Genomic DNA, 23,638 nt, shown 5'->3' on the forward strand with positions numbered 1-23,638 from the left:
ATGAAATGATAGGGAGAGGGTCTAAATGATATATCACCGGGCCGAGCGGGCGATTGAGACAGAACGGTTACTGCTGCGTTTATTCAAGCCAACGGATGCTACAGATGTCAGCTATCATTGTAACAATTACAATATATACAAGAGTACTTTGACCCTTCCGTACCCGTATCCAATAGAGTGTGCGGTGGACTGGATCGCGAATCATGAACAGAACTTTGACCTGGACAAGATGTATGACTTCGCAATCACTGACAAGGCAGACGGCCGGTTATATGGAGCGGTTGGGTTATCTAATCATCCGTCCCATCATAACGGTGAAATCGGGTATTGGATTGGCGAAGCCCATTGGGGGCACGGTTACGGAACCGAGGCTGCCAGGGCGGTTATTGAATTTGCTTTTGCAGAGAAGAAGTGTCACAAGGTCTATGCACGGCATTTCGCCTCCAACCCGGCCTCAGGCAGAATTATGCAAAAATGCGGAATGACCTATGAAGGCACTCTGAAAGATCAAGTACATAAGAATAATTCCTACGAGGATTTGGTGTATTACGGAATCATTAATCCCGCTCATCTAAGCCAATAACCCCGAGCCACTCTTCCTTCGCCATCAGCCCTGCCCTCGATATTCACTCGGGGTTTGGCCGGTGAACTTCTTGAACTGCCGCATGAAATGGACATCGTTCTCATAACCGCAATGAGCAGAGATCTGGCTGACGGTATAGGTGGTGCTCTTCAGTAAATAGGACGCATGGCCCACGCGGTTAAGGATGATGTCGCTGACGGCCGGAATGCCGAAGATTTGCTTATAGATCTGCTGAAAATAGGACGGGCTCATGTTCATCCGCTCCGCAAGCTGTTCGACAGAGTACCAGGTGGAGGGGGAACTGAGCACTTCATTTCTCAGGTTCAGGAAGGAATCATAGTATTTGCTGACCGGCTGGCTAGACTCCACATAATGCCGCATATCGCTAAGCTTCATGAACAGGCAACGAATAATGGAGTCGATAATCTCCTGGCGGAAGCTGCCGTTCTGCAGATTCTCCCAGTGCAGCTCATTCACTTTTCTAGTGATATAGAGCGGGTCATGGGCCTTCATTAAGGTGTCCAGCGGCAGCTTCAAGCGTTCAAACCAAGCATTCGCCCCCTCCAGCTCGAAGTGAAACCAGTCATGCACCAGCGGCAGCTCTGCGTCTCTGTAGAAGTAGTGGCTGTTTCTGTTATAGATGATGTAAGTATTCGGTTCAGCGTAGACGCTCCGCGTCTGAAGCCTCAGCTCCATCTTGCTCCGAAAGAATACAAAGACGTAATCGCCGGAGCCTTCCGGGCGGTCAATCGTCATGCCCTCTGGATGAATAACATTCGAACCGCACCGCTTTAGGGTGATCATACACAATTCCACCTTTTTGGAGGATAGATCAGTCAATCAATAGAATAATTCATTTTCTTTCCCGGGACAAGGGAGTACTCTGTGATAGTGAATATGGAGAATACTTCAGTAATGAGAAAGAGGGTTAATTCTAATATGACTGGAACAACGACGAAAGCAGCTACGAAATTCTATACCCCGAACTACCCGAGACCCCAATTTGTCCGCAGCCAGTGGCTGGATCTGAACGGAGAATGGGACTTTAGCTTCGATGATGATCACGCAGGCATTGCGGCGCGCTGGATGGATCATTTTCCGGCCACACATACCATTAACGTTCCATTCACCTACGAGACAGCGGCCAGCGGCATCGGTGAGGAGACCTGCCACCCACGGATCTGGTACCGCAAGCAACTCGTCCTGTCCCCGTTAGAAGGGAAGCGGACGGTGCTGCATTTTGAAGGCGTGGATTATAAGGCGGTCTGCTGGGTAAACGGCGGCTATGCCGGAGAGCATGAGGGGGCGTATGCGCGGTTCTCCTTCGATATTACCGATCAGCTCAGGCAGGATGGCGTGAACGAGATTGTGCTGATGGTGGCCGACAGCGACAGCTGTCTCCAGCCCCGGGGCAAGCAGCGCTGGGCGGGCCGGAACCACGACTCATTCTATGTGCAGACCACCGGCATCTGGAAAAGCGTCTGGCTGGAGCATGTCCACGCTACCCGGCTGGATTCTGTGAAAATGACGCCCGACATTAACCGCCAAATGCTCCGCTTGGACTACAGCCTGCAAGGCTTGAATGAAGCACAGGATCTCCGGCTGGAGACGGAAATTACGTTTCAAGGGGAAAGAGTGAATAAGCTTAGCCTGCCGGTAGATAGAGCTTCGATGACCGTGGAGGTCAGCATGATGGGCGGCATTAACGGGCCTTGGCTGCAGAACCTGTGGTCTCCGGGGAACCCGAATCTTTTTGACATCGAGTTCGTGCTGTATGCGGGTGAACAGGAGATAGACCGGGTCGGCTCGTATTTCGGTATGCGCAATATCTCGATCAAGGGCGGCCAGATCCTGCTGAACAACCTCCCGCTGTATCAAAGACTGATCCTGGACCAGGGCTACTGGACCGATAGTCATCTGACCCCGCCGTCAGAAGAAGCGCTGATTCAAGATATTGAAGCGATTCTGGAGATGGGCTACAATGGGCTGCGCAAGCATATGAAGGTGGAGGACGCCCGGTTCCTGTACTGGTGTGACGTCAAAGGGGTATTGGTCTGGTCGGAGATGGCTGCCGCTTATGAATATAACGACGAGGCGCTGGAGCGGTTCACTGGCGAATGGCTGGAGGTCGTGCGGCAGCAGTATAATCATCCGTGCATCATCACCTGGGTGCCTTTTAACGAATCGTGGGGAGTGCAGAATATCCTTCATGACGTCCGGCAGCAGACATTCACGGAGGGTATCTATTATTTGACCAAATCTATCGATCCTTACCGTCCGGTGATTACGAATGACGGCTGGGAGCATACGGTATCTGACATTCTGACCCTGCATGATTATGTCGAGCGGGGCGAAGCGCTATATGAAACTTACAAAGATAAAGATTCTATCACGGGCAGCAGCGGTACGTATAACGAGTGGAAGTTTGCTTTTGCAGAAGGTTACAAGTATAAGGGGCAGCCTATCATCATCAGCGAGTATGGAGGCATTGCCTTCAAAAGCGAACACGGCTGGGGCTATGGCCATCAGGTGGATAGCGAGGAAGCTTTTCTGGAGCGGTTCGGCAGCTTGACCCGGGCGATTCAGGCCATTCCATTCATCTCCGGGTACTGTTATACCCAGGTTACCGACGTTCAGGATGAGGTCAACGGGTTAATGACTGCGGATCGCGAGCCAAAGGTGCCGCTTGTACGGATTAGGGAGATTAACCTGGGCCGTGGGATGTAAACTCTTTCAAAAAATCATAGAAGGGGTTGACGAAAGGAGAATATTAAACTATCATTCATAATAGTTACAAAAAATTAATATTTGTCAGGCAGCATTAGCCGGCAAGAAAGGAGACTGAGTTCTTTTTGAAGAAAGGAATCGTATGGCTACTGAGTATTGTGCTATTGCTATCGTTTGGATCTGAAAGAGCATCTGCGGATGACAGCTCCAGACTTGATCAAGAGGTTAATGATGTGATGGGAACTCCATATAAATGGGGAGGAACCAAGGCATCTGAAGGGTTTGACTGTTCCGGATTTATCATATACATATTTGGCAAGTTCAACTTAGATCTTCCGAGAACATCCAAGTCGCAGGCAAGTGCAGGCGAATATGTAGCCAAGTCCGATTTACGTCCGGGAGATCTTGTCTTTTTCGAAACCGGGGGCAACGGCATCTCGCATGCAGGCATTTATGTGGGCGACAACAAATTTGCACATTCCTCAAGCAATAAGGGCGTTACGATCACCAGCCTGTCATCAGGTTACTATAAAGAACGCTATGTTACCGCCAGAAGAACCATTTCTGAGAGCACTTATCAGAAGATGACTGGCAATTAATTCGATCACTAATCCTTATACTATAAACAAACGGCGACGTTGCCCTGGATCTACCGGGGCGGGTCGCCGTTTTTACTATATACAAGTACAGTGTATATATGTTCACGACTTGGCAGGCTCCTCGATATGCACCATCACCCGCACCAGATAGTCTTCAGGATGCTTCATCACAACTTCATCTTGCAGGAATTCCTCGTAAGCATCTCCCTTAACGACATAATGATGCTTCTCCATGTACTCAAAAATCTGCGGATAAATCCTCTCGGTATCCTCATAATCAGCCCTGGTATAAGACACCAGATAGTAGCCTTCCGGCATATATTCTTGTTCGTGATGCTGTGTAGTGAGGAAGCTGAACATATAGGAGATCATATCCCCGTCCCGCCTAAGCAGGTCCTCCTTACCGATAATGGCACCGGCCGGATATCCGGCCGGTGCATTCTCCTTCTGCAGACGTTCCTGGAAATCATCCCACAGTTCCTCGTTTAATTCCCGCCTAGATTCGTGAACCCGGTAGCTCCGCAGGAGCGGCTTCCGTTCCTGGTGGATCACAACCCTACGGCTGGTGTCCACATTCAGAGAGTGCTCTATATTATCCGCACGTTGAGTGATCATCTGCCGGGCCAGGGTGAGCTTCGCAATCTGCAGCTGCACGACCTCCTCCTGCTTCCGCAGAAGCGCAAGGGTGCTGACGGGAGAACGACGTTCCAGATACTCCCGGATGTCCTCCAGCGACATACCCAGCTCCTTGAAAATATAAATTACGCCAATCGTATCGAACTGGCTGCGGGTGTAATACCGGTAGCCGTTGGCGGCTACGAAGGCGGGCTTGAATAAGCCGATCTGATCATAGAAAATGAGCGTTTTGCGCGGAACACGGGACAGCTTGGAAAAAGCGCTAATCGACATCAAATCATTCTTAAGCTTAGGCATCTTGATCTCCTTCTAAATAACGGGTTGACTGTATAGTCACTATACAGTTTATAATAACCTCTATTCTTACGGTTAATCAACTTGTTCACAACAAAGAAGGAGAATGCTTATGATCAGGAAGTTACTGCAAAGTGTGCGGGAGTATAAGAAGGATACATGGCTGACTCCCTTATTTTTGCTTGGAGAGGTTGCCATGGAGGTGCTGATTCCCTTGCTCATGGCTGAATTAATTGACCAGGGAATTACCGGGGGACAGATGAACCAGATTGTGAAGTATGGCCTGATTCTCATCCTGTTCGCGCTGGTATCCCTTGTATTCGGCGCACTTGCCGGTAAACACTCAGCCACCGCGATGTCCGGCTTCGGTCGGAACTTGCGTGAAGACCTGTTCCGTCATGTGCAGCGGCTGTCTTTTTCCAATATGGATAAATTCTCGACCTCAGGGATCGTTACCCGGCTGACTACAGATATCACACATGTGCAGAATGCATTTCTGATGATTATTCGGATTGCATTCCGCAGCCCGGTAATGATTATATTTGCCACGATTATGACCTACCGGGTCAGTCCAACTATCGCTACCTGGTTCGTCGTCGTTGTTCCGGTGCTTGCGGCAGGGATGATGCTGATTCTGAAATTTGCCTTCCCGGTCTTTGAACGGGCCTTCGACAGCTATGATTCGCTCAATAAGGTCGTTCAGGAGAATGTCCGCGGCATCCGGGTGGTCAAGTCTTATGTGCGGGAGGAGCATGAGATCTCCAAGTTCCATGAAGTGTCGCTGAGGATCTTCGCACAGATGGCCAAAGCTGAACGCATCTTGGCCTTTGAGCTGCCGCTTATGCAAGTGATTCTATATGCTGTGATGCTGATTATCTCCTGGGTAGGAGCCAAGCTTGTGGTGGGCGGCAATATGACAACCGGAGAACTGACCAGTGTGTTCGCCTATTCCATGCAAATTCTGATGAGCCTGATGACGCTGGGAATCGTGATCGTGATGGTGGCGATTGCCCGCGCATCCGCCGGACGTATCGATGACCTGCTAGATGAAGAGCCGGACATCACAAGTCCGGGTTCCCCGGTAACTGAACTGCATACAGGCGAGGTGGAGTTCCGCAACGTGTCCTTCCGTTACTCCAGTAAGGCCAAGAAGGATGCATTATCCGGGATCAACCTGCATATTCACTCGGGACAGACGATTGGCATGATCGGCGGGTCGGGTAGTGCCAAGTCCACATTGGTGCAGCTCATTCCACGTCTCTATGATGTTAACGAAGGTGAAGTGCTCGTTAGCGGAACGAATGTGAAGGACTATGATCTGCATGTGCTGCGGAGTCAGGTTGCTATGGTGCTGCAGAAAAATGTACTGTTCGGCGGCTCCATCAAGGACAATCTGCGCTGGGGGAACGAAGCGGCTACCGACGAAGAACTGATTAACGCCTGCAAGGCTGCACATGCCCATGAGTTTATCACATCCTTCCCTGACGGATATGATACCCGGCTGGATCAAGGGGGGACGAATGTTTCCGGCGGGCAGAAGCAGCGGTTATGTATTGCCAGAGCTCTACTGAAGAACCCCAAAATCCTGATTCTGGATGATTCGACCAGTGCAGTGGATACACGTACAGATGCACTAATCCGGACCGTATTCAAGGAGAGTATTCCGGATACGACCAAGATCATTATTGCCCAGCGGATCGCGTCTGTGGAAGATGCAGATCAGATTATTGTGCTGGATGACGGGGAGCTGGCGGATATCGGGACGCATCAGGAGCTTTTGAGCCGGAGTACGATTTATCAGGAAGCTTACAACACACAGACGAAGGGAGAGGAAGAACAGCATGAACAACATTAATTATGGCAGAACGATTATGCGGCTCCTGGCCTACTTCAAGCTCTTCAAGTTCAGAACCTCACTGGCCCTTCTGCTGGTGCTGGTAAGTTCTGCGGTATCTGTGGCTTCCGCTACGTTCCTGAGACTGCTCATCGATGACTTCATCACGCCGTTGCTGGGCGATCAGCATCCGGTATTCGACGCCTTGTTCCAGGCACTAGCCATTCTAGCTGTCATTTATGCCACCGGTGTCCTCAGCACATTTATCTCCAAGCGGCTGATGATTACGGTCTCACAGCTCATTATGAAAAGAATCCGTGACCATCTGTTCGCTCATATGCAGAAGCTGCCGGTTAAGTACTTCGACCGCAAGGAGCACGGTGACATCATGAGTCACTACACCAATGACGTAGATACACTGAATATGATGCTCACAGACGGATTGCCGCAATTGCTGTCCACGGTGGTGACGGTCATAGTGGTGCTGGGTACGATGCTGTATCTGGATGTCCCGCTGACGATTGTAGTGGTATTAGGCGCATTGGTGATGCTATGGATTACCAAGAAGGTTGGGGGGAAGGCGACACACCACTTTTTCCGGCAGCAGGAATCTATTGGCGCACTGGACGGATATATTGAAGAGATGATTCACGGGCAAAAGGTCGTGCAGGTATTCGGCCGTGAGCAACATTCCATCGAACAGTTCGCGCACTTGAACCATGAACTATTCGAGAACTCCACGACAGCCAACAAATATTCCAATATTCTGATGCCGGTGAATGCCAATCTGGCTACCCTAATCTATGTGCTGGTGGCAATAGCGGGCGGGGCCATGTCGATCTCCGGCTGGAATGAAGGCTTGACGCTGGGAAGTATTGCGGCGTTCCTGAGCCTGTCCCGTAACTTCACGATGCCGATTGCTGAAATTTCCTCCCAGATCAATATGTTCGTGGTGGCGCTTGCGGGCGCACAGCGGATCTTCAATCTGATGGATGAGCGGCCGGAAGAAGACGAGGGACGCGTAACCCTGGAGCAAGACCCGCAGGGCTCTGGGTGGGCATGGCGGCTGGAGAACGGCTCTACCGTAAGGCTTGCCGGGAAGGTGGAGTTCAAGGATGTGTGCTTCTCGTATGACGGGAAGAAGCAGGTGCTGCAGGGGATTACCTTATATGCGAAGCCTGGGCAAAAGCTTGCTTTTGTAGGCGCTACAGGTGCCGGAAAAACGACCGTAGCCAACCTGCTGAACCGTTTCTACGATATCACAGAAGGCGAAATTATCTATGACGGTATCAACATACAGCGTATCCGCAAAGCGGACCTGCGCCGGTCGCTCGGTATTGTTCTGCAAGACACGCATCTGTTCTCCGGTACGGTGGCTGATAATATCCGTTATGGACGGCTGGACGCCACTGACGAGGAGGTGATGCAGGCCGCCAAGCTGTCTTATGCAGCAAGCTTCATTGAACGTTTGCCGGACGGATACCAGACTCAGCTGGACGGGAACGGGAATGGACTGTCACAAGGCCAAAGCCAGCTGTTGGCGATTGCCAGGTCAGCTATTGCCAATCCGCCGGTGATGATTCTCGATGAAGCAACCTCATCCATCGATACCCGGACGGAAGCCCTGGTACAGAAGGGGATGGATAATCTAATGGATCACAGAACCGTGTTCGTCATCGCCCACCGCCTGTCCACCGTAAGGAATTCCGATGCCATCATGGTGATGGACAAGGGCCGGATCAAGGAACGCGGGGATCACCGGCAGTTGATCTCAGAGAAGGGGATATACTATCAGCTATATACTGGAGCTTTTGAATGGGAATGAGTTCGGGGCGTTCTGACAGAGGAGTCTGCCGATGGCAGGCTCTTTTTGCTGCTTCTAGCTTTTCTCGGAGTCTGATCAAATATATATTGACCTGACTGGGAGGGTTGGTTATAATTTACACTGATAATCGTAATCATTACTAATAACTCAAAACCGCAAGGGTGTGAGCGATGCGCAGGGAAATTTCATTTGTTAAAGTAAGTCCTACTCAAAACATGACGATCCTGGTTAAGAGCAACCATGATGAAGGCGAATACGCTCCGATCGCGGTAAGAATGATGTCTTACGACAACGTATATGCTGAACAGGTCGGGTTCATTCAGGAAAAAGCCCGTCCGGATGCAGATGCTGCTCTCCAAATGGCCGGCGGCGAGTTCTGCGGAAATGCCTGCATGGCCTTAGCGGTACTGATGGCGAACCAGCAGGACCTTCATCCCTCCGGCAGCCAATCTATCATACTGGAGGCATCAGGTACAGATCAATTGATTGATTGCGTGGTGACGAGAACCGAAGAGAGTTATCTGTGTCAGGCCAGGATGCCCCTCCCGCTGAAGCTGGAAACCAAGATCTTCAGGTATAGCGGCAATGAATATATGGTGGGTCTCATCCAGTACTCTGATTTCCTTCATGTGGTAGTCGAGGTCAGGCAGTTTACAAATCCGGTCAAAAAAATAGCTCATAGCTTAGCCAAGCTGCTTGAAATTACCTCCGACAATCAGCTGATCGGGATTCTGCTGTTCAAGCCAAGTTCAAACGAGCTTTTGCCGCTTATTTATATTCCTGCGCTGGACAGTATGGTATGGGAGAGAGGCTGCGGATCAGGGTCAGCTTCCCTTGGTGCCTATATGGCTTGGAAGAACAAGGCATCCTTCGAAGGTGCCATTCAGCAGCCTGGAGGCATCATCGGAGTATTGGCCCACTTGGAGCAAGAGGAGCTGGTCAGCTTAAGCATTTCAGGCCATGTCAACATCGTGGCAGAAGGTACAGCCTATATCGATCTGTAATCATTGCCGAGGAGAAGGAGAGGTTTGGAGATGCTTCTAACTACACTCTATGGATTTGCAGCTAGGTTCCGGAGAATTGCTGACGCCTATGATGGTACTGCCGCTGAAAGTCAGGAGCTTACAGAGCTCATAGACGAATACACCAGATTCATTATGAACCCTCACCACCAGGAAATCTGGACAGAGATAGAACAACAAGATGCTAGAGAGGTGATGCGGCTTACAGCAGAATTAAGAGAAGTATCGGCACGGTGTGTTGCCATTATGGAGAAGTACCGTGCTCTGCACTTCCTGAACGGCGGGGAAGAGCGAAATGGATATTTCACTAATATTGAATCCGGCATTGAGCGTGAATTCGGCAGCTTTCAGGTGAATACTGCTTCCAAGGTAGTGATGGTCGGCTCGGGTGCCTTCCCGATGACACCCATGCTGATAGGCAGGAGGACAAATGCTGAAGTGCTGGGAATCGATATTGATGAAGAAGCCGTGCAACTGAGCAATGAAGTGTTGAGGAAAATAGGGAGCCGTTCGCCAATACGTCTTTTAACAGGGGATATTGTTCAATTCAAGGCTGAGATGAAGCAAGCGACACATATCATATTCAGCTCCACTGTCGCAGGGAAGTACGGCCTGCTGGACCGGCTGTACGCATTAACCAGCGGGCAAGTGGTCGTAGCTATGAGGTACGGGAATCACCTGAAATCGCTGTTTAATTACCCGATGGAAGCAGTGGATGAGACCAAGTGGACGCTGTCCGAACAAATTCTATGTTCTGATCAGGTCTTTGATGTCGCGCTATATTGCAAGGCTCAGCCAAAATTGTAAGAGAGGAGGCTTTATGTGGACGAATTCAGACGTGTATTACTGCTCGGGACCGGACCGGTGACCGTTCAGCTGGCGGTCTTATTCAAGAATCATTTCGGATCCTATCTTGGCATTGCCGGGAGAATCTCCCGCAGGTCGGAGTTAATGATGGCTGCGCTTCACGCAGACGGGAACCGGTTGTACACTACCGTACAGAATGATTCACATCGCAGATTGGCAGGTGAATGCCGTGCAGATGAGGTATTTCAGGGCTATAGAGCAGTAACGGGGACATGGGATACCCTCATTGTATCCGTCACCGCCGATGCTTATCTGGAGGTACTGCGCAGCCTGGATACACAACTGCTCACGCATGTGAGATGCGTCATTCTGGTGTCTCCGACGCTGGGGTCTAACCGTCTGGTTCACCATTACATACAGGAGACGGGCTCTAAGGCCGAAATTATAAGCTGTTCCACTTATCTGGGTGATACACGCTGGATTGACGGTATGCCCTCCAACAATGCGATAACTACCGGGGTTAAGACAAAAGTTTTCATCGGATCATCACAGCCCGCGTCCCATCATCTTCACCCGCTGAAGCAGCTCTACGACAGTCTGGGAATTATGCTGGTTGCCATGGGTTCTCCGCTGGAAGCGGAGAGCAGGAACATCTCCTTATTCGTGCATCCGCCGCTCTTCATGAATTCGTTCTCGCTCAAGGCCATATTTGACGAAGATCACAGCCGGAAGTATGTGTACAAGTTATTCCCGGAGGGGCCAATTACTCCCCAGTTAATTCACGAAATGGTGGAGTGCTGGAGAGAGCTGTCGGCGTTGCTGGAGGCTCTCGACCTGCAAAGTGTAAATCTGCTGAAGTTCATGACGGTTGACAATTACCCCGTCAGAGCGGAAAGCCTGCCGCAGCATATAATTGAGTGCTTCGACTCGCTGGAGCCCATTCACCAGGAATATCTCGTATATGTCCGTTACGCCTCGCTCCTGATTGACCCGTTCTCGGAGCCGGACCTTGAGGGCAGATACTATGATTTCTCCGCAGTTCCTATTCAATCTGTATTCAGGAACAGGGAGGGAGTATGGGATATCCCGAGGATGCCCAAGGAGGATTACTACCGCATTAAGATCATTCAGGGAATCGCGGGTCATATGAAGGTAAGTTGTCCCACGATTGACACATTCATTGATCGGTATGAGCAACAATTGAAGCGTGCAGCCAAGGCGCTCAAGGGGCAGCCCGTTTCCGAAGCGTTTCATGTCCGGTCCTTTGCCGGCGATATTGAGCGGATCTGCAGCAATGTAAAAAAACTATACTAATCTAATCATTCAACTTGGAGGCGTTCAGATGAGAAAGAAATCTACTATATTTGTGGCGGCAGTGACATTAGTGATGCTGCTGGCCGGATGCGGCGCGGCAGAGAACAGGCAGGCGGAAGCGGGTAAGCCCGGCCAGGAACTGGTATACGCCACGGTGAAGGATATCAACGATATGAATCCGCATTTGTATCCCGGCTCGATGCCGGCTCAAGGAATGGTCTACGAATCCCTGGTTGAGAATACAGCAGATGGCATTCAGCCACTGCTCGCAGAATCCTGGGAGATCTCCCCGGACGGAACCGTCTATACGTTCCATCTGAGACAGGGTGTTACTTTCCATGATGGGGAAGCATTTAATGCCGAAGCGGTGAAGCAGAATATAGATGCGGTGCAGCATAATAGCGCTAAGCACACCTGGATCCGTTTATCTTCCAAAATCAAGGGGACGAAGGTGACCGGCGAGCATACCTTTAAGCTGATCTTGTCAGAGCCATATTACCCGGCATTGCTTGAGCTTTCGATGACAAGACCGTATGTCTTCCTGTCCCCGAAGGACTTCCAGAATGGAGAAACCAAGGATGGAGTGAAAGGCTACCATGGAACGGGCCCTTACCGGCTTACTGAACATTTGACAGACCAATCTGCGGTGTTTGAAGCGAATGCCAAGTATTGGAATGGTACACCTTTCATCTCCAAAATCACGGTCAAGGTGCTGCCGACCGGGGAAACGACCTTCCTGGCCCTGCAAAAAGGTGAAGTCAACTTTGTGTTCACTGATGACCGCGGGACGGATAGTATCGATACGGAGGCTATGGACCGGTTGGCCGAATCTGGAGCCTATCAGGTAGTGAGAAGTGAGCCGATGAATACGAAAATGATCGTGGCCAACAGCGGAAAAGCAGATAGTCCCGTGCAGGATAAAGCCGTCCGCGAAGCGGTCTGGCATGCCATCGACCGGGATACCATCGCCAGTCAAATTTTCAGCGGCAAGGAGACTCCCGCCGGGACCTTATTCTCTTCCAATGTGAACTATGCGGATATCGGACTGAAGCCGCGTGCCTATGATCTGCAGAAGGCAGAACGTCTCCTGGAAGAAGCCGGCTGGACCCGCTCCGGCGAAGAGACCCGCATGAAAGAAGGTAAACCTCTGACCATGACACTATTTTATGATGCTGCTTCGTTATCCCAGAAGACAGAGGCCGAGCTAATCCAGAATACCGTCAAAGGCATAGGCATGAAGCTGGAGCTGTTAGGTGAGGACTCCTCCTCCATTGCAAGCCGCAGAGCAGCGGGGGACTACGACCTCCTGTTCAACCAGACCTGGGGGCTTGCTTATGACCCGCAAAGCACAGTCTCTGCATTCACTTCAGAAACGGCATATTACCATGCCATCAAAGGCATCAGCCGGGCCGAACAGCTCAAGGATGAAATCGAAGAAGTCATGGTAACCACAGATGAGGAGAAGCGCAAAGCTCTGTATGCAGATATTTTGACAACGGTTCATGAGGAGGCCATATTCATTCCGTTAACGAACGGCAATCTTACGGTAGTTGCTCCCGGCAATCTTCAGGGCATCGGCTTCAAGCAGACGCAATTTGAGCTTCCCTTCGAGCGTATGAGCTTCAAATAAGCCGGGGGCGGAAAGGAAGGTCTGTATGAATGGATATATTATCAAAAGGACACTGCTGGCCGCGCCGCTGCTGATCATCATTTCGTTCCTGACCTTTGCGCTGAACCATTTGTCACCGCTAAATCCGGCTGAGGTCGTTCTGCGCGCTCAGGGGGTACCGCAGATCACTCAGGCGTTAATTGCAGAAACTGAAGCAGCACTGGGTATGGACCGGCCGTTTCTAATCCGTTATGCGGATTGGCTGGCTTCCTGCCTGCGGTTGGATTTCGGTGATTCCTATATCACAGGGACTCCGGTGTGGTCTTTGCTCGGCCCGGCTCTGCTTAATACGCTGAAGCTGACGATGGTATCCGTTATTGCTATCCTGGCATTATCTGTTGGTCTGGGAATTCTCTGTGCGCTGAAAGAAGGCCGGCTGCTGGACCGCTCGGTCCGCGGTGTCTCCTTCTTCCTGACATCTATGCCGTCCGCCTGGCTCGCAGCCATGATGATCTGGTATTTCTCCGTCAAGCTGGACTGGCTTCCGACCAGCGGGATGGATTCATCTGCCGGCTATATCCTGCCCGTAACGGTGCTGACCGTCAGTTATGCGGGAATCTACTTCCGTATCATCCGCAGCTCCATGCTTAGCCAGCTATATGAGGATTATACGCTATATGCAAGAGCCTGCGGCTTACCTGAGCGGAAGATTACACTGCGCATGCTTAAGAACTCCATGCAGGTTGCGGTATCGGTGTTCTGCATGGCGGTTCCTGTTATTCTGGGCAGCACTGTTGTAGTGGAGAGTATCTTTGCCTGGCCGGGACTTGGGGCCTTAACGGTGAACTCCATACTGGGGCGGGATTTCCCGGTTATTCAGGCCTATGTTCTGGTGCTCGCGGCGTCTTTCGTGGTGTTCAACACCTTGTCAGATCTCATTAATGCAGCGCTGAATCCCAGGCTGAGGAAGGAGTTCTAAATGACTATCCATCGCAAAATGTGGAGCGACAAGCTGACCGCCATATCACTGACGGTCATTGCTATGGTTGCATTCCTCGGCATTTGCGCGCCTTGGTTTGCTCCTCACAGCCCGGAGCAGGTCCATATGGAGCTGCGCTACGCGTCCCCGTCCTGGCAGTACCTGCTGGGCAATGATCATCTCGGACGCTGTGTCCTGTCCCGATTAATCTATGGCATTCGTCCCAGCGTACTCTGGGTTTTGGCTGCGCTTCTGGTCTCGCTGTCCTTCGGGGGGATTCTCGGAATTCTGGCTGGTTACTTCCGGGGGAAGACGGATCAGATGATCATGAGAGTCTGCGACATCATGCTCTCCTTTCCCGGATACGTCATGTCACTGGCTGTAGTCGGTATATTGGGACCGGGAATCCAGAATATTCTGATTGCCTTCGTGATCATGAAATGGGCCTGGTTTGCCCGCGTTATCCGTACCTCCGTAATGCAGTTTGCAGAAGCTGATTATGTCAGATTTGCTAAGGCGATAGGGGTGGGCAACGCTGTGATTATTTGGAAGCACATCCTGCCTGTAGCGCTGCCGGATATCGCAGTGATCTCCAGCAGCGCTTTTGGAACCATGATCCTGCAGATTTCCGGGTTATCCTTTCTCGGTCTGGGCATTCAGGCTCCGCACGCAGAGTGGGGGATGATGCTGAATGAAGCAAGAGGGGTGATGTTCTCCCGGCCGGAGCTGATGCTGGCCCCGGGACTGGCGATCGTAATCGTAGTTTCGGCAGTTAATTTCTGCTCCGATGCCCTGCAAGCGGCACTCGACCCTAAGCTGCAAAAGAACACCCGCAAACCACTACGTGGCCAGGGGCTGTTCCCGGCCAAACCAAAAGGAGAAGAGGTGGCATAACAATAGCGAACATACTGGATGTTTCGAATTTGCGGATATGGGACCATACGACGGGCAAGGTAGTTGTCTATAACAGCTCCTTTCAGGTAAGTCAAGGGCGCTGTCTGGCTATTGTCGGAGAGAGCGGCAGCGGCAAGTCTGTCACCTGCCGGGCGATTATGAGATTGAATACCTTCAAGATGAGGCAGTCAGGGAATATACGGCTGAATGGGGTTGATCTCGCAGAGCTGTCTGAGGCGGATATGCGCAGGCACAGGGGAAGGCACCTGTGCCTGATTATGCAGAACGGCATGCGGGCGTTCGATCCTTCAAGCCCGGTCGGAAGCCATTTCAGAGATACGCTCTGGCAGCATTATGGCTGGAGCCGGAGTCAGATCACGTCCAGAATGGCCAAGGCCATGGGGAGCGTCAGGCTGCAAGATCCGGTTGCGCTAATGAACAAATACCCGCATCAGCTATCTGGAGGGATGCTGCAGCGGATGATGATTGCGCTGGCGATTGTTCTGGAGCCCACACTGATTATTGCCGATGAGCCTACCTCGGCGCTGGACACACTGTCACAGTATGAAGTGATGGAACAATTGATAGCCCTGCGGGCGGAAACAGGCTGCGCTATGATCTTTGTCTCCCATGATCTGAGTCTTGTGCAGCGGATCGCTGACGATATCGTGGTGATGAGAGACGGCGAAATTCTGGAGCATGGAACGACGGCTGATATCTTCTCGGGAACTAGGCATGAGTATACAAGACATCTTCTGGAAGCGAAGCAGAGGCTGAACCGGAATTTCAGTAACAGGATGGGAGGACTTCAGCATGTTGACCGTTGATCAGGTGGAGAAATCCTACGGGGGTGCGGGAAGGTTATCCCGCAGAGGCAAGAAGGTATTACAGAATATAAGCTTTGTCGTGGAGGAAGATGAGGTGCTCGGCATTATCGGGGAGAGCGGCAGCGGCAAATCAACCCTGGGCCGTCTGCTGCTTGGCATCGAGAAGCCGGATAAGGGAACCCTTCATTTTGATGACAGAGATATCGCAGCGCGGGCAGGCCGAAGGAGAATCAGTGCAGTATTTCAGGACTATACTTCTTCCATTCATCCCTACTATACGGTAGAGAAAGCACTGGCCGAGCCGCTTAAGCTGTACGGCTGGAAGGATGGGGACATCGGGCTGAGAATAGACTTCCTGCTGCGCCAGGTTGGACTGGATTCCTCTTACCGCAGCAAGTATCCGCATGAATTATCCGGGGGAGAAGCGCAGAGGGTGTGTATTGCCAGAGCCATTTCCACAGAACCGAAGTGCATTGTGCTGGATGAAGCTGTCAGTTCGCTTGACGCCTCCGTCCAATTCCAGGTGCTGGAGCTGCTGAAGGAATTGAAGGCATCCTATGGCATAAGCTACATCTTCATCACTCACGATATCCAGGCAGCTGTCTATTTGTGTGACCGCTTGATGTTTATCCGCAGCGGACAGATTGAAGAGATTGTGTCAGCCCGGCAGTTAACCGAAGTCCGCTCGGAATACGCCGCAGCGATGCTGGACATGGCTTTAAGACTGGCCGGGCAGGGTGAAGCATCTAGTGCCGGCGGGGAACAACGGAAGGAGAGAATATGGTGAAGGGAGCCTTGGCTTGTCCCTTTCTTCGTTTATATACATTAACACTCTTGTATTTCAGTGCGAACTCCATTCTGAACGTAATCATTCCCTTAAAAGGAGAATCCCTGGGAGCCAGCAATTCGGCCATTGGTATCGTGATGGGAGCATATTTGTTTACCACTATGTTCCTACGTCCCTGGGCGGGCCAGGTCATTCATCAGTGGGGACCTTTTAAAGTCCTCCGTGTCATTCTTGTGGTTAATGCAATAGCCTTATCTTTGTATACCTTTACCGGATTAGGTGGCTTTTTCCTCGCCCGGATGCTGCAGGGGGTATGCACAGCTTTTTTCTCAATGTCTCTGCAGCTAGGGATCATTGATGCTTTGCCGGAGAAGGACCGCTCACAAGGCATTTCTATGTATTCGCTTTGTGCATCGATGCCCGGTGTGATAGGCCCTTTACTCGCGGTGAACATCTGGGAAGCGGGGGAGATGAGCACATTCACAGCGGTGCTGATTGGAATAGCAGTACTCACAGGAGTTGTAGGATTCAGCGCAACGATGAAGACGGGAGCAGATCACCGGCCCATTGTTCAGAAATCCGGTATGTGGGGATCATTTGGCCAGCTTGTGACCAATCCGGATTTATTCCGTTGCAGTGTGCTGATGCTGGCGGCATCGATTGTATTTGGCGCAGTAACCACCTTCATCCCTTTGTATGCGGCTGAGATTGATCATGGCAGTGCGGCCGTGTATTTAATGCTGCAGGCAGCCATGATTGTCGCCGCACGATTTTTTTTGCGCAAAAGAATCCCTTCAGACGGGCAATGGCACCCTGCATTTGTAACATGGATTATGACGGCGCTCACGGTGGCGTCCTTATGCACTGGATTGTCTTCGATCAGCGGATTTGCCGTATTTTATTGCGGCGCCTTATTCATGGGATTAGCCCAGGCGTTGCTGTACCCTACCTTAACAAGCTACTTGACATTTGTACTCCCGGAGCTTAACCGTAACGTGTTGATCGGCTTGTTTATTGCAATGGCGGATCTCGGCGTATCGCTTGGCGGAGTACTAATGGGACCGGTTGCGGATTGGTTATCCTATGCTTGGATGTACTATGTCTGTGCAGTATTAGGCGGTTTGTTATTGATATTTGTATATTGCAAGAGGGCTCAAGAGAGCTAATGATTAATCTAATCTCCAAATCTTCACCAGCAGGAAGCCTAACCCGGATAGCAGGACAGAGCCGATCAAGCCGGCTCCAAATGCCCCCAGGCCCAGGCGTCTAAAAGCAGCCATATCCACATTCAAGCCGAGTCCGGCCATCGCCATGGCAATGAGGAAATAAGCGGCTAATACAAGCTTATCCGTGATTGCTTCAGGGATGATCTGAAGGGTGTTGACGGTACTCATCAGCAGGAAGACCAGGATTCAATTGGCGTTCTTTGCGGTTGGCCCAGACTCCGATAATCACAGCGATCGGCACCAGCATGGTGACACGGGTTAATTTGACGTTAACAGCCAGGTCAACCGCCTGCTTGCCTGCCGGGCGGGTTGCTGCTATCACATGAGCAATTTCATGGAGCGTGCCACCTGAGAAGATGCCGTGCGGTAGCCCAGCGGAGTCAGGGTAAGGACGGGATGCCAAGATTAAATCAAGTAATGTACATAAATTAACTCCAGGATTGGTATGATTCACTTTTCAATACTACTTCTTCACAAAACCCGTATTTTGTACATATGTATAAGACGATCTTCGATCCTTGTTATAGGCCTACATGTCTGTGTTGTTTGTTTGATTGACACAAAGTCCCCTTATTAACTCTTTCCAAGGGAAAATCTTTGGAGTTTGGTACTACATAATCTAATTACCTCTGTGATATCGAGATTACCGAGCTCTTGCATCAACATTTTGTGCTGAAGGGCGTGTGCTTTTAAAGTTCTCGTACTGAATTCTTGAATACGCTTGTCAGCTTCATATAACCTCCACAACTCACTTAATTGCATAACAAAACCTCCCATTAGAAGCGATTAAATCTAGTTTGCTTCTAAGGAGAAGTTTTAATAATCAGCTGGTGCGTGTTGAACTAGCATTTCCCGTTAGCGCAATGACTTGGAAATACCAATTGAGTAGCGTTCCCACCTTCGCGAACCTTCATGGGCTTTAATCTTCTCTTTCTCGACTAATCCACAATTACTAAGTTTTCATAATTTGAGCCATCGCCGATGTTATCAGCGGACAACCATTCAAAATAGCTTAATCCTAGTTTCTTTGCGATAAAATAAGCTGGCGGCTCTTCACCAACATATTTCACTAAATCAAAAGCTTTTTCCACGTCTTCAATTGAATTACCCTGCTTCATAATTAATTCTCTAAGTAGAACCATATCGAGCTCATCTTTCTGAATAATTAGTTCATCAGTCCAATCGCATTTATATGTAGATATGATTTCATCCTTCTCAAAAATGGATAGTTCCCATCCGTGATCTTCCATATATGAATAATGAACTAATAAGCCTGGATTTAATGATACAATCGATTTACGGATACCAAATGCCGGTCCCTTAACAATAAAAGTCACCCAACCATTAGACTCAGGGAAAACAAATCCTTTATTGTTTGAAGCTCTAATTAATTCAACGACTTTTTGCTGATCGCTTGTCTGCAAATGATAACTTGCACTAAATTCGCTCATCATTCAGCTCCTATTGAGTTTTTTTATAGCGTACCACCACGTTCTCTTTTAATCAAAACATTGGAAATAGCCATTATGTAGAGTATTCGCGAAATCATTATGCTATCCTGCCCGTCAGCTTAATGAAACACTGGAAGTCTAATACTTTATTTTCTTTTGACAGTTTGCTGTTTCATTAGCCATTCCCCATGGTTGGTGTTTGCAGAGAATGGGAGAATATGCATCTTATTTATGTTTCAAATGTTAAAAGAGACGACACATTGTGCCGCCTCCATTACATATGTTCACTTTGCTGTCTGTATACAACGGTTATCCCATAAAAAACTCAAACAAATCTTCATCAGTCCGCAAAATTCTGGACTCCTCCACACCCAGCTCCACTGCCAAATCCACGGAAGCAGCGGCCAGTACTGCCGAATTCGCCTTCACATCGAAGGCTGCATCAATAAGTGAATGATAACGGCTGTAAGTCTGGTTAATCCGGGTAATGATCTCTTGATATGCCTGATCGACTTTTGCCAGTAAGGAATCTGTGTAAGCATCAAGCATACACTTTAATTCCTGCTCCCTTGCCTCAAGCTTCCCCTTGGCGAAACCCCACACCAGGTTAGCTGTTACTGTTCCGACAATGGAACCCAGCACCGGAACCGGAATCAGCATCTGGCCGATGGCTCCCCCTGTTGCCGCAATGCCCGCTTCGATACAGAGTACCTGACCTTGTGTAACAAATTCGTCCATGGAGATTTGCTCCTGCTCTAGATCAGCCATCAAGGAAGACAATCCCATCATGGCACTCGCGACTGCTCCGGCGAATGGAGCAGAGAGTGACGTCAGATTGGTCAGTGCATAAATCGTTCCGGCCGTAACGCCTGCCTTCGCTCCATCAAGCCCGATCTCCTGCCAATCCTCATGTTCAAACTCGTGAAGCTTCTTCCCCTCCTTCACCTTACGGTAAATGGCGGTAACTGCGGATAAGGAAGCGGAAACAGCAGCAGCCGTACCCGCTGCTTTGACTCCTTCCCTGATGGAAGGCGACTTTTGCGCTTCAATCTGCTTCACTTTTTCTTTCCCGTCCTGACGGATGTCTTTTTGGATACGCCGATTCTCATCCACAAGCTGGTCCTGAACCTTGGTGACCGTCTCGCCTGCTTTACCCAGCTGGACTTCACTATATTCCGAGATAGAAGGCTTAACTACATTCTGGAAGCTCCGGCCGGTACGCTGTTCAAGCTCCTCCACCTTCTTAAGAATGGCCCGGACAGATTTCTCGTTTAAGCCTGCCGGCATACTGCCGGAGCGGATAGTCTGAATAATCTCGTATTGTTCCTTCGGAATCGAGTAGTCCATCGATAAATTTTCATATTTATCAAAATGCTCCAGCACATGCTTGAGTGTATTATTGGTACCGTTGATAAACTTCGACTGGACCTTAACACCTTTTAGAATAAAGTCCTCCGGCGCTGTTCTTCCAACCCCTTCAAAGGTAGCTACCTCCGGGTTTCCGTGCAATGCTGCCCGAGCATTGCGAACATGCACTTCCATTTGTTCCGCCACTTCTCCATGCTTCGTCTGCCCGGACCCCAAGATATTATCCGGCTTTGCAAGGAACTGGCGCATTTTTTGCATATGACCCAAGGCATTTTCAAAAAAAGACTCTTGTTGTCCCTGAGCTGCCAGCACATCCCTGACAGTCTGATCAATCTTACGTGCCGCAGCTTCCTGCTTCCAGTCATTAAATGCGCCAATACCGACAGCAGTTATCTGGTTCTTCCATACCTGTGAAGCCATCTTATTTGCCGACTTCCTTCATGAACAACGCTGACATGCTTTCTGTATTATTAATGATCGCCCGCAGGATATCCCGTTGGTCCTGGCTGAACTCGGTATAGGACCGGATCGATCTGGCAGTACCGGTAAAGGTCAGCAGACTCTGTTCCAGACCGATTGCCAGCTTCTGCGTGGATTCCTTCAAGTGTACAATCTCAGCATCAGTAGCCTCCAGCACCCTAGTGGCTTTAACAATCTCCACCCGCTCTTTATCCGCTTTGATCGCTGCATCCTTGTTCTTCTTGCTGGCAAGGAAACCGCCGGCTGCAAGACTCACAGCGCCAACGCCCCAGCCGACCGGTCCTGCCAAGGCAAGAAGGGCACTGCCGCCTGCCATACCACCGCCGCCCGCAGCAAGTGCACCGCCGCCCAACCAGGCTAGAGCCGCATTAGTTGCTGCTGCTCCCGTCAGTCCGGAGATAGCAGCGCCTGTTGAAGCTGTGCCGAAGGTAGTCGCAATTGCCATCGCTGCCGTCGGTGCTAGTGCAGCTGTTGCTACACCAGCTGCTACGCCTGCTGCCGCGCCGCCTCCGGCCAGCTTAATCATTGTTTTTTCATCATAGGAAATTTCACTCAACGCCTTAAAGCTGGCCAGATTAACACGAACCTGCTCAATGCTTTTGGCAAACTCCTTTGGCGTGTTGGCAAGTGTATTAATATAAGCCTCCACTTTTTTAATAACATCGGTGCCGTAAGTGCGAACATTATGTAGTTTGATTGCATTTCCTTTTACCTTTTCAGAAGAAACCTCATATTTGCGCAGTGCCGATTTCAGCTTCTCGATAGCTTCTTTCTTCAAAGAGCTGTTTAGCATGATAGATTACTCCTTTTTTATATTAATCTGGGTCTTTTTACATAGTAATATATTTCATCCTGATCGTCTGTCGTATATTGTCGGGAGAATATTATTATATTCATGGCGTTAAACCTATCTCTGTTTTCTTGCTAAATGCAAAAGAGACTCCAGCTCTTTATCTCGAAAGGTGTCCATGGATGATGGAAAGCGGCGTCTTTAATTCATGTGAAGCATCTTCAATAAACTGCTGCTGCCGGAACGCTTGCTTCAGGCTGTTCATCAGCTCGTTGAACATCAGCGACAGCTCGGTCATTTCATCATGCTGATTGGTAATCTGCCCCCTTTCCTTCACTCCGTTTTCTCTGTTCCGTTTCATCGTACTGATCATGGAATTGATGGGATTAAGCAATTAGAACGCAAACAGCCTCCCCCCGATCAGACTATCCAGCTTTTCTTTTGATTAGTATACGTAAATAATTGTTTAACAAACTGCTCTTAAACTATATTCATAAAAATAAAGCCGTCCTGAGATTTCAGGACGGCTTATGATGGCTGGGTTATTGTTCCAATTTTACTATCAGACAACTTCATAACTTTAATGTGTACTTCACATCTTTAATGTCACTGGACAACTAATATTAATGTCAAGTTACAAACATTAATGTATCTGAACAATAGATTTCATTATTTGAAGTAGATGACTTGTAATTAAACGATATATTTACAAATGAAAGTAGACCAGGAGCTTAAGATGAGAGATTAGTACCCAGGGACCAAAGTGTAAATTCCAGTTGCTTCTCTGATTGGTTAGGGGACTTTGTGTCGGTCAACATGTCTGTCACTTTCCGTGCCACTCTCGCTATGAGCATGTCATGGTTTATCCGGTCAAAGAATTTCTCCAGATCAAGGTCTACGACCCATCTGAGACCGCTTTGGATGTATCTTTGATCTTGTTTCACAGCGTCATGGGCACTCTTTCCTGGCCGAAAGCCGTAGATGTACCAGGAGAACCCCGCGTCAAAGATCGGGTTCATGACTTGTAGAAGTGCCTGCTGGAGAAATCGGTCCATTACGGTTGGGATGCCTAGCAGCTGTATACCGCCTCCGGGTTTGGGGATTTCCTCCCGTTTGACGGGTGCAGTTCTGTAAGTCCCCGCTAGAAGTTCGGCTTTCACCGTTTGCCAATATGTTTTCAAGTAAGCCTGTAAATTCGCTGCCGTTACATGGTCCACACTGGGCGCTCCTCCGTTTTGTACCACTCGTTTATACGCGAGCCGAAGGTTATCTCCTTCGAGCATTCGCTCCAGCAAGTGGCTCTCTGCTTCGCGAGAGGAAGGGACAATTTGTGCCGACGAAGAACTCGGCGCTTTCGGCTCTCCTGGCGGCTTCACCACTTCTCTTTGCTGGGAGCTCTCTTGCGAGATATTCGACTGTCTCTGCTCTTCATACGAACGCATCGGTTTCCGCTCTCCTTTCGGTTTAGCCCTTCCGTTAGCTGCTCTAACAGCTTTACGTACTATGGCCTCGGCTGACTCCTGCCGGTTCAGCGTAGCCTCTCGACTACGGTTACAAGTTTTTTCTTGCCTATCCGGCAGCTTCCT

Annotated in this window: 20 protein-coding genes and 2 pseudogenes; 14 read left to right on the forward strand and 8 right to left on the reverse strand. The window is 49.9% G+C overall.

All coding sequences use genetic code 11. The annotated features are described in order from the left end of the window. The first annotated feature begins 25 nt into the window (after positions 1-25). Positions 26-583, forward strand: a complete 558-nt coding sequence (locus J2Z70_RS14290) for a GNAT family N-acetyltransferase (protein ID WP_209873973.1) — start codon at positions 26-28, stop codon at positions 581-583. A gap of 24 nt (positions 584-607) precedes the next feature. Here J2Z70_RS14290 and J2Z70_RS14295 read toward each other — a convergent pair whose 3' ends face one another. Further along, a complete protein-coding gene (locus J2Z70_RS14295; protein ID WP_209873975.1) occupies positions 608-1,387 on the reverse strand; it encodes a helix-turn-helix domain-containing protein in 780 nt (259 codons plus the stop codon). A gap of 135 nt (positions 1,388-1,522) precedes the next feature. Here J2Z70_RS14295 and J2Z70_RS14300 point away from each other — a divergent pair, with 135 nt between their 5' ends. After that, the gene (locus J2Z70_RS14300; protein ID WP_209873977.1) at positions 1,523-3,310 is read left to right on the forward strand and encodes a glycoside hydrolase family 2 protein; all 1,788 of its coding nucleotides are present in this window, start codon (positions 1,523-1,525) and stop codon (positions 3,308-3,310) included. Between the two features lie 125 nt (positions 3,311-3,435). Further along, a complete protein-coding gene (locus tag J2Z70_RS14305; protein WP_209873978.1) occupies positions 3,436-3,909 on the forward strand; it encodes a C40 family peptidase in 474 nt (157 codons plus the stop codon). A gap of 102 nt (positions 3,910-4,011) precedes the next feature. On the opposite strand, the gene J2Z70_RS14310 is transcribed toward J2Z70_RS14305, so the two are convergent. Continuing rightward, complete coding sequence (locus tag J2Z70_RS14310; protein ID WP_209873981.1) at positions 4,012-4,842, reverse strand: MerR family transcriptional regulator; 831 nt, start codon at positions 4,840-4,842, stop codon at positions 4,012-4,014. Between the two features lie 109 nt (positions 4,843-4,951). Between J2Z70_RS14310 and J2Z70_RS14315 the strand changes: the two genes are divergently transcribed. The 11 genes from J2Z70_RS14315 (at position 4,952) to cntE (ending at position 17,903) form a co-directional block, all read left to right on the forward strand. Continuing rightward, positions 4,952-6,694, forward strand: a complete 1,743-nt coding sequence (locus J2Z70_RS14315) for an ABC transporter ATP-binding protein (protein ID WP_209873985.1) — start codon at positions 4,952-4,954, stop codon at positions 6,692-6,694. Continuing rightward, positions 6,681-8,498, forward strand: a complete 1,818-nt coding sequence (locus J2Z70_RS14320) for an ABC transporter ATP-binding protein (RefSeq protein WP_209873988.1) — start codon at positions 6,681-6,683, stop codon at positions 8,496-8,498. The genes J2Z70_RS14315 and J2Z70_RS14320 overlap by 14 nt, the downstream gene beginning before the upstream one ends. 170 nt (positions 8,499-8,668) lie before the next feature. Next, complete coding sequence (locus J2Z70_RS14325) at positions 8,669-9,502, forward strand: histidine racemase CntK family protein (protein WP_209873990.1); 834 nt, start codon at positions 8,669-8,671, stop codon at positions 9,500-9,502. A gap of 30 nt (positions 9,503-9,532) precedes the next feature. Further along, a complete protein-coding gene (locus J2Z70_RS14330) occupies positions 9,533-10,327 on the forward strand; it encodes an SAM-dependent methyltransferase (protein WP_209874205.1) in 795 nt (264 codons plus the stop codon). Positions 10,328-10,342: 15 nt separating this feature from the next. Next, a complete protein-coding gene (locus J2Z70_RS14335; protein ID WP_209873993.1) occupies positions 10,343-11,641 on the forward strand; it encodes an opine metallophore biosynthesis dehydrogenase in 1,299 nt (432 codons plus the stop codon). Between the two features lie 28 nt (positions 11,642-11,669). Then, positions 11,670-13,271, forward strand: a complete 1,602-nt coding sequence (gene cntA, locus J2Z70_RS14340; RefSeq protein WP_209873996.1) for a staphylopine-dependent metal ABC transporter substrate-binding lipoprotein — start codon at positions 11,670-11,672, stop codon at positions 13,269-13,271. A gap of 25 nt (positions 13,272-13,296) precedes the next feature. Continuing rightward, positions 13,297-14,229, forward strand: coding sequence for a nickel/cobalt ABC transporter permease (opp1B, locus tag J2Z70_RS14345; protein ID WP_209873999.1), 933 nt, complete (start codon positions 13,297-13,299; stop codon positions 14,227-14,229). Beyond that, positions 14,230-15,123, forward strand: coding sequence for a staphylopine uptake ABC transporter permease subunit CntC (gene cntC, locus J2Z70_RS14350; RefSeq protein WP_209874002.1), 894 nt, complete (start codon positions 14,230-14,232; stop codon positions 15,121-15,123). Positions 15,124-15,125: 2 nt separating this feature from the next. Next, complete coding sequence (cntF, locus tag J2Z70_RS14355) at positions 15,126-15,950, forward strand: staphylopine uptake ABC transporter ATP-binding protein CntF (protein ID WP_209874210.1); 825 nt, start codon at positions 15,126-15,128, stop codon at positions 15,948-15,950. Next, complete coding sequence (locus J2Z70_RS14360; protein ID WP_209874004.1) at positions 15,937-16,737, forward strand: ABC transporter ATP-binding protein; 801 nt, start codon at positions 15,937-15,939, stop codon at positions 16,735-16,737. The genes cntF and J2Z70_RS14360 overlap by 14 nt, the downstream gene beginning before the upstream one ends. After that, a complete protein-coding gene (cntE, locus tag J2Z70_RS14365; RefSeq protein ID WP_209874007.1) occupies positions 16,734-17,903 on the forward strand; it encodes a staphylopine family metallophore export MFS transporter CntE in 1,170 nt (389 codons plus the stop codon). Before J2Z70_RS14360 ends, cntE begins: the two co-directional genes overlap by 4 nt. A gap of 3 nt (positions 17,904-17,906) precedes the next feature. Here the strand turns inward: cntE and J2Z70_RS14370 are convergent. The 6 genes and pseudogenes from J2Z70_RS14370 to J2Z70_RS14395 all read right to left on the reverse strand — a co-directional run. Further along, positions 17,907-18,384: pseudogene (locus J2Z70_RS14370) on the reverse strand (putative sulfate exporter family transporter); the annotation flags it as partial. A gap of 517 nt (positions 18,385-18,901) precedes the next feature. Next, positions 18,902-19,414: a hypothetical protein gene (locus tag J2Z70_RS14375; protein WP_209874011.1), complete on the reverse strand. Its 513-nt coding sequence runs from the start codon at positions 19,412-19,414 to the stop codon at positions 18,902-18,904. 309 nt (positions 19,415-19,723) lie between these two features. Further along, entirely contained in the window at positions 19,724-21,202 is a 1,479-nt protein-coding gene (locus J2Z70_RS14380; RefSeq protein ID WP_209874014.1) for a hypothetical protein, read from the reverse strand. A 1-nt stretch (position 21,203) separates the two neighbouring features. Continuing rightward, positions 21,204-22,055 carry a hypothetical protein gene (locus J2Z70_RS14385; RefSeq protein ID WP_209874017.1) on the reverse strand — a complete coding sequence of 284 codons (852 nt, stop codon included), beginning with the start codon at positions 22,053-22,055 and terminating at the stop codon, positions 21,204-21,206. A gap of 157 nt (positions 22,056-22,212) precedes the next feature. Then, entirely contained in the window at positions 22,213-22,350 is a 138-nt protein-coding gene (locus tag J2Z70_RS14390; protein WP_209874020.1) for a histidine kinase dimerization/phospho-acceptor domain-containing protein, read from the reverse strand. Positions 22,351-22,870: 520 nt separating this feature from the next. Continuing rightward, positions 22,871-23,494, reverse strand: a pseudogene (locus J2Z70_RS14395) (reverse transcriptase domain-containing protein); the annotation flags it as partial. Positions 23,495-23,638 lie beyond the last annotated feature (144 nt).

This window comes from Paenibacillus silagei (assembly GCF_017874735.1).
Taxonomy (GTDB): Bacteria; Bacillota; Bacilli; order Paenibacillales; family Paenibacillaceae; genus Paenibacillus_AQ; species Paenibacillus_AQ silagei.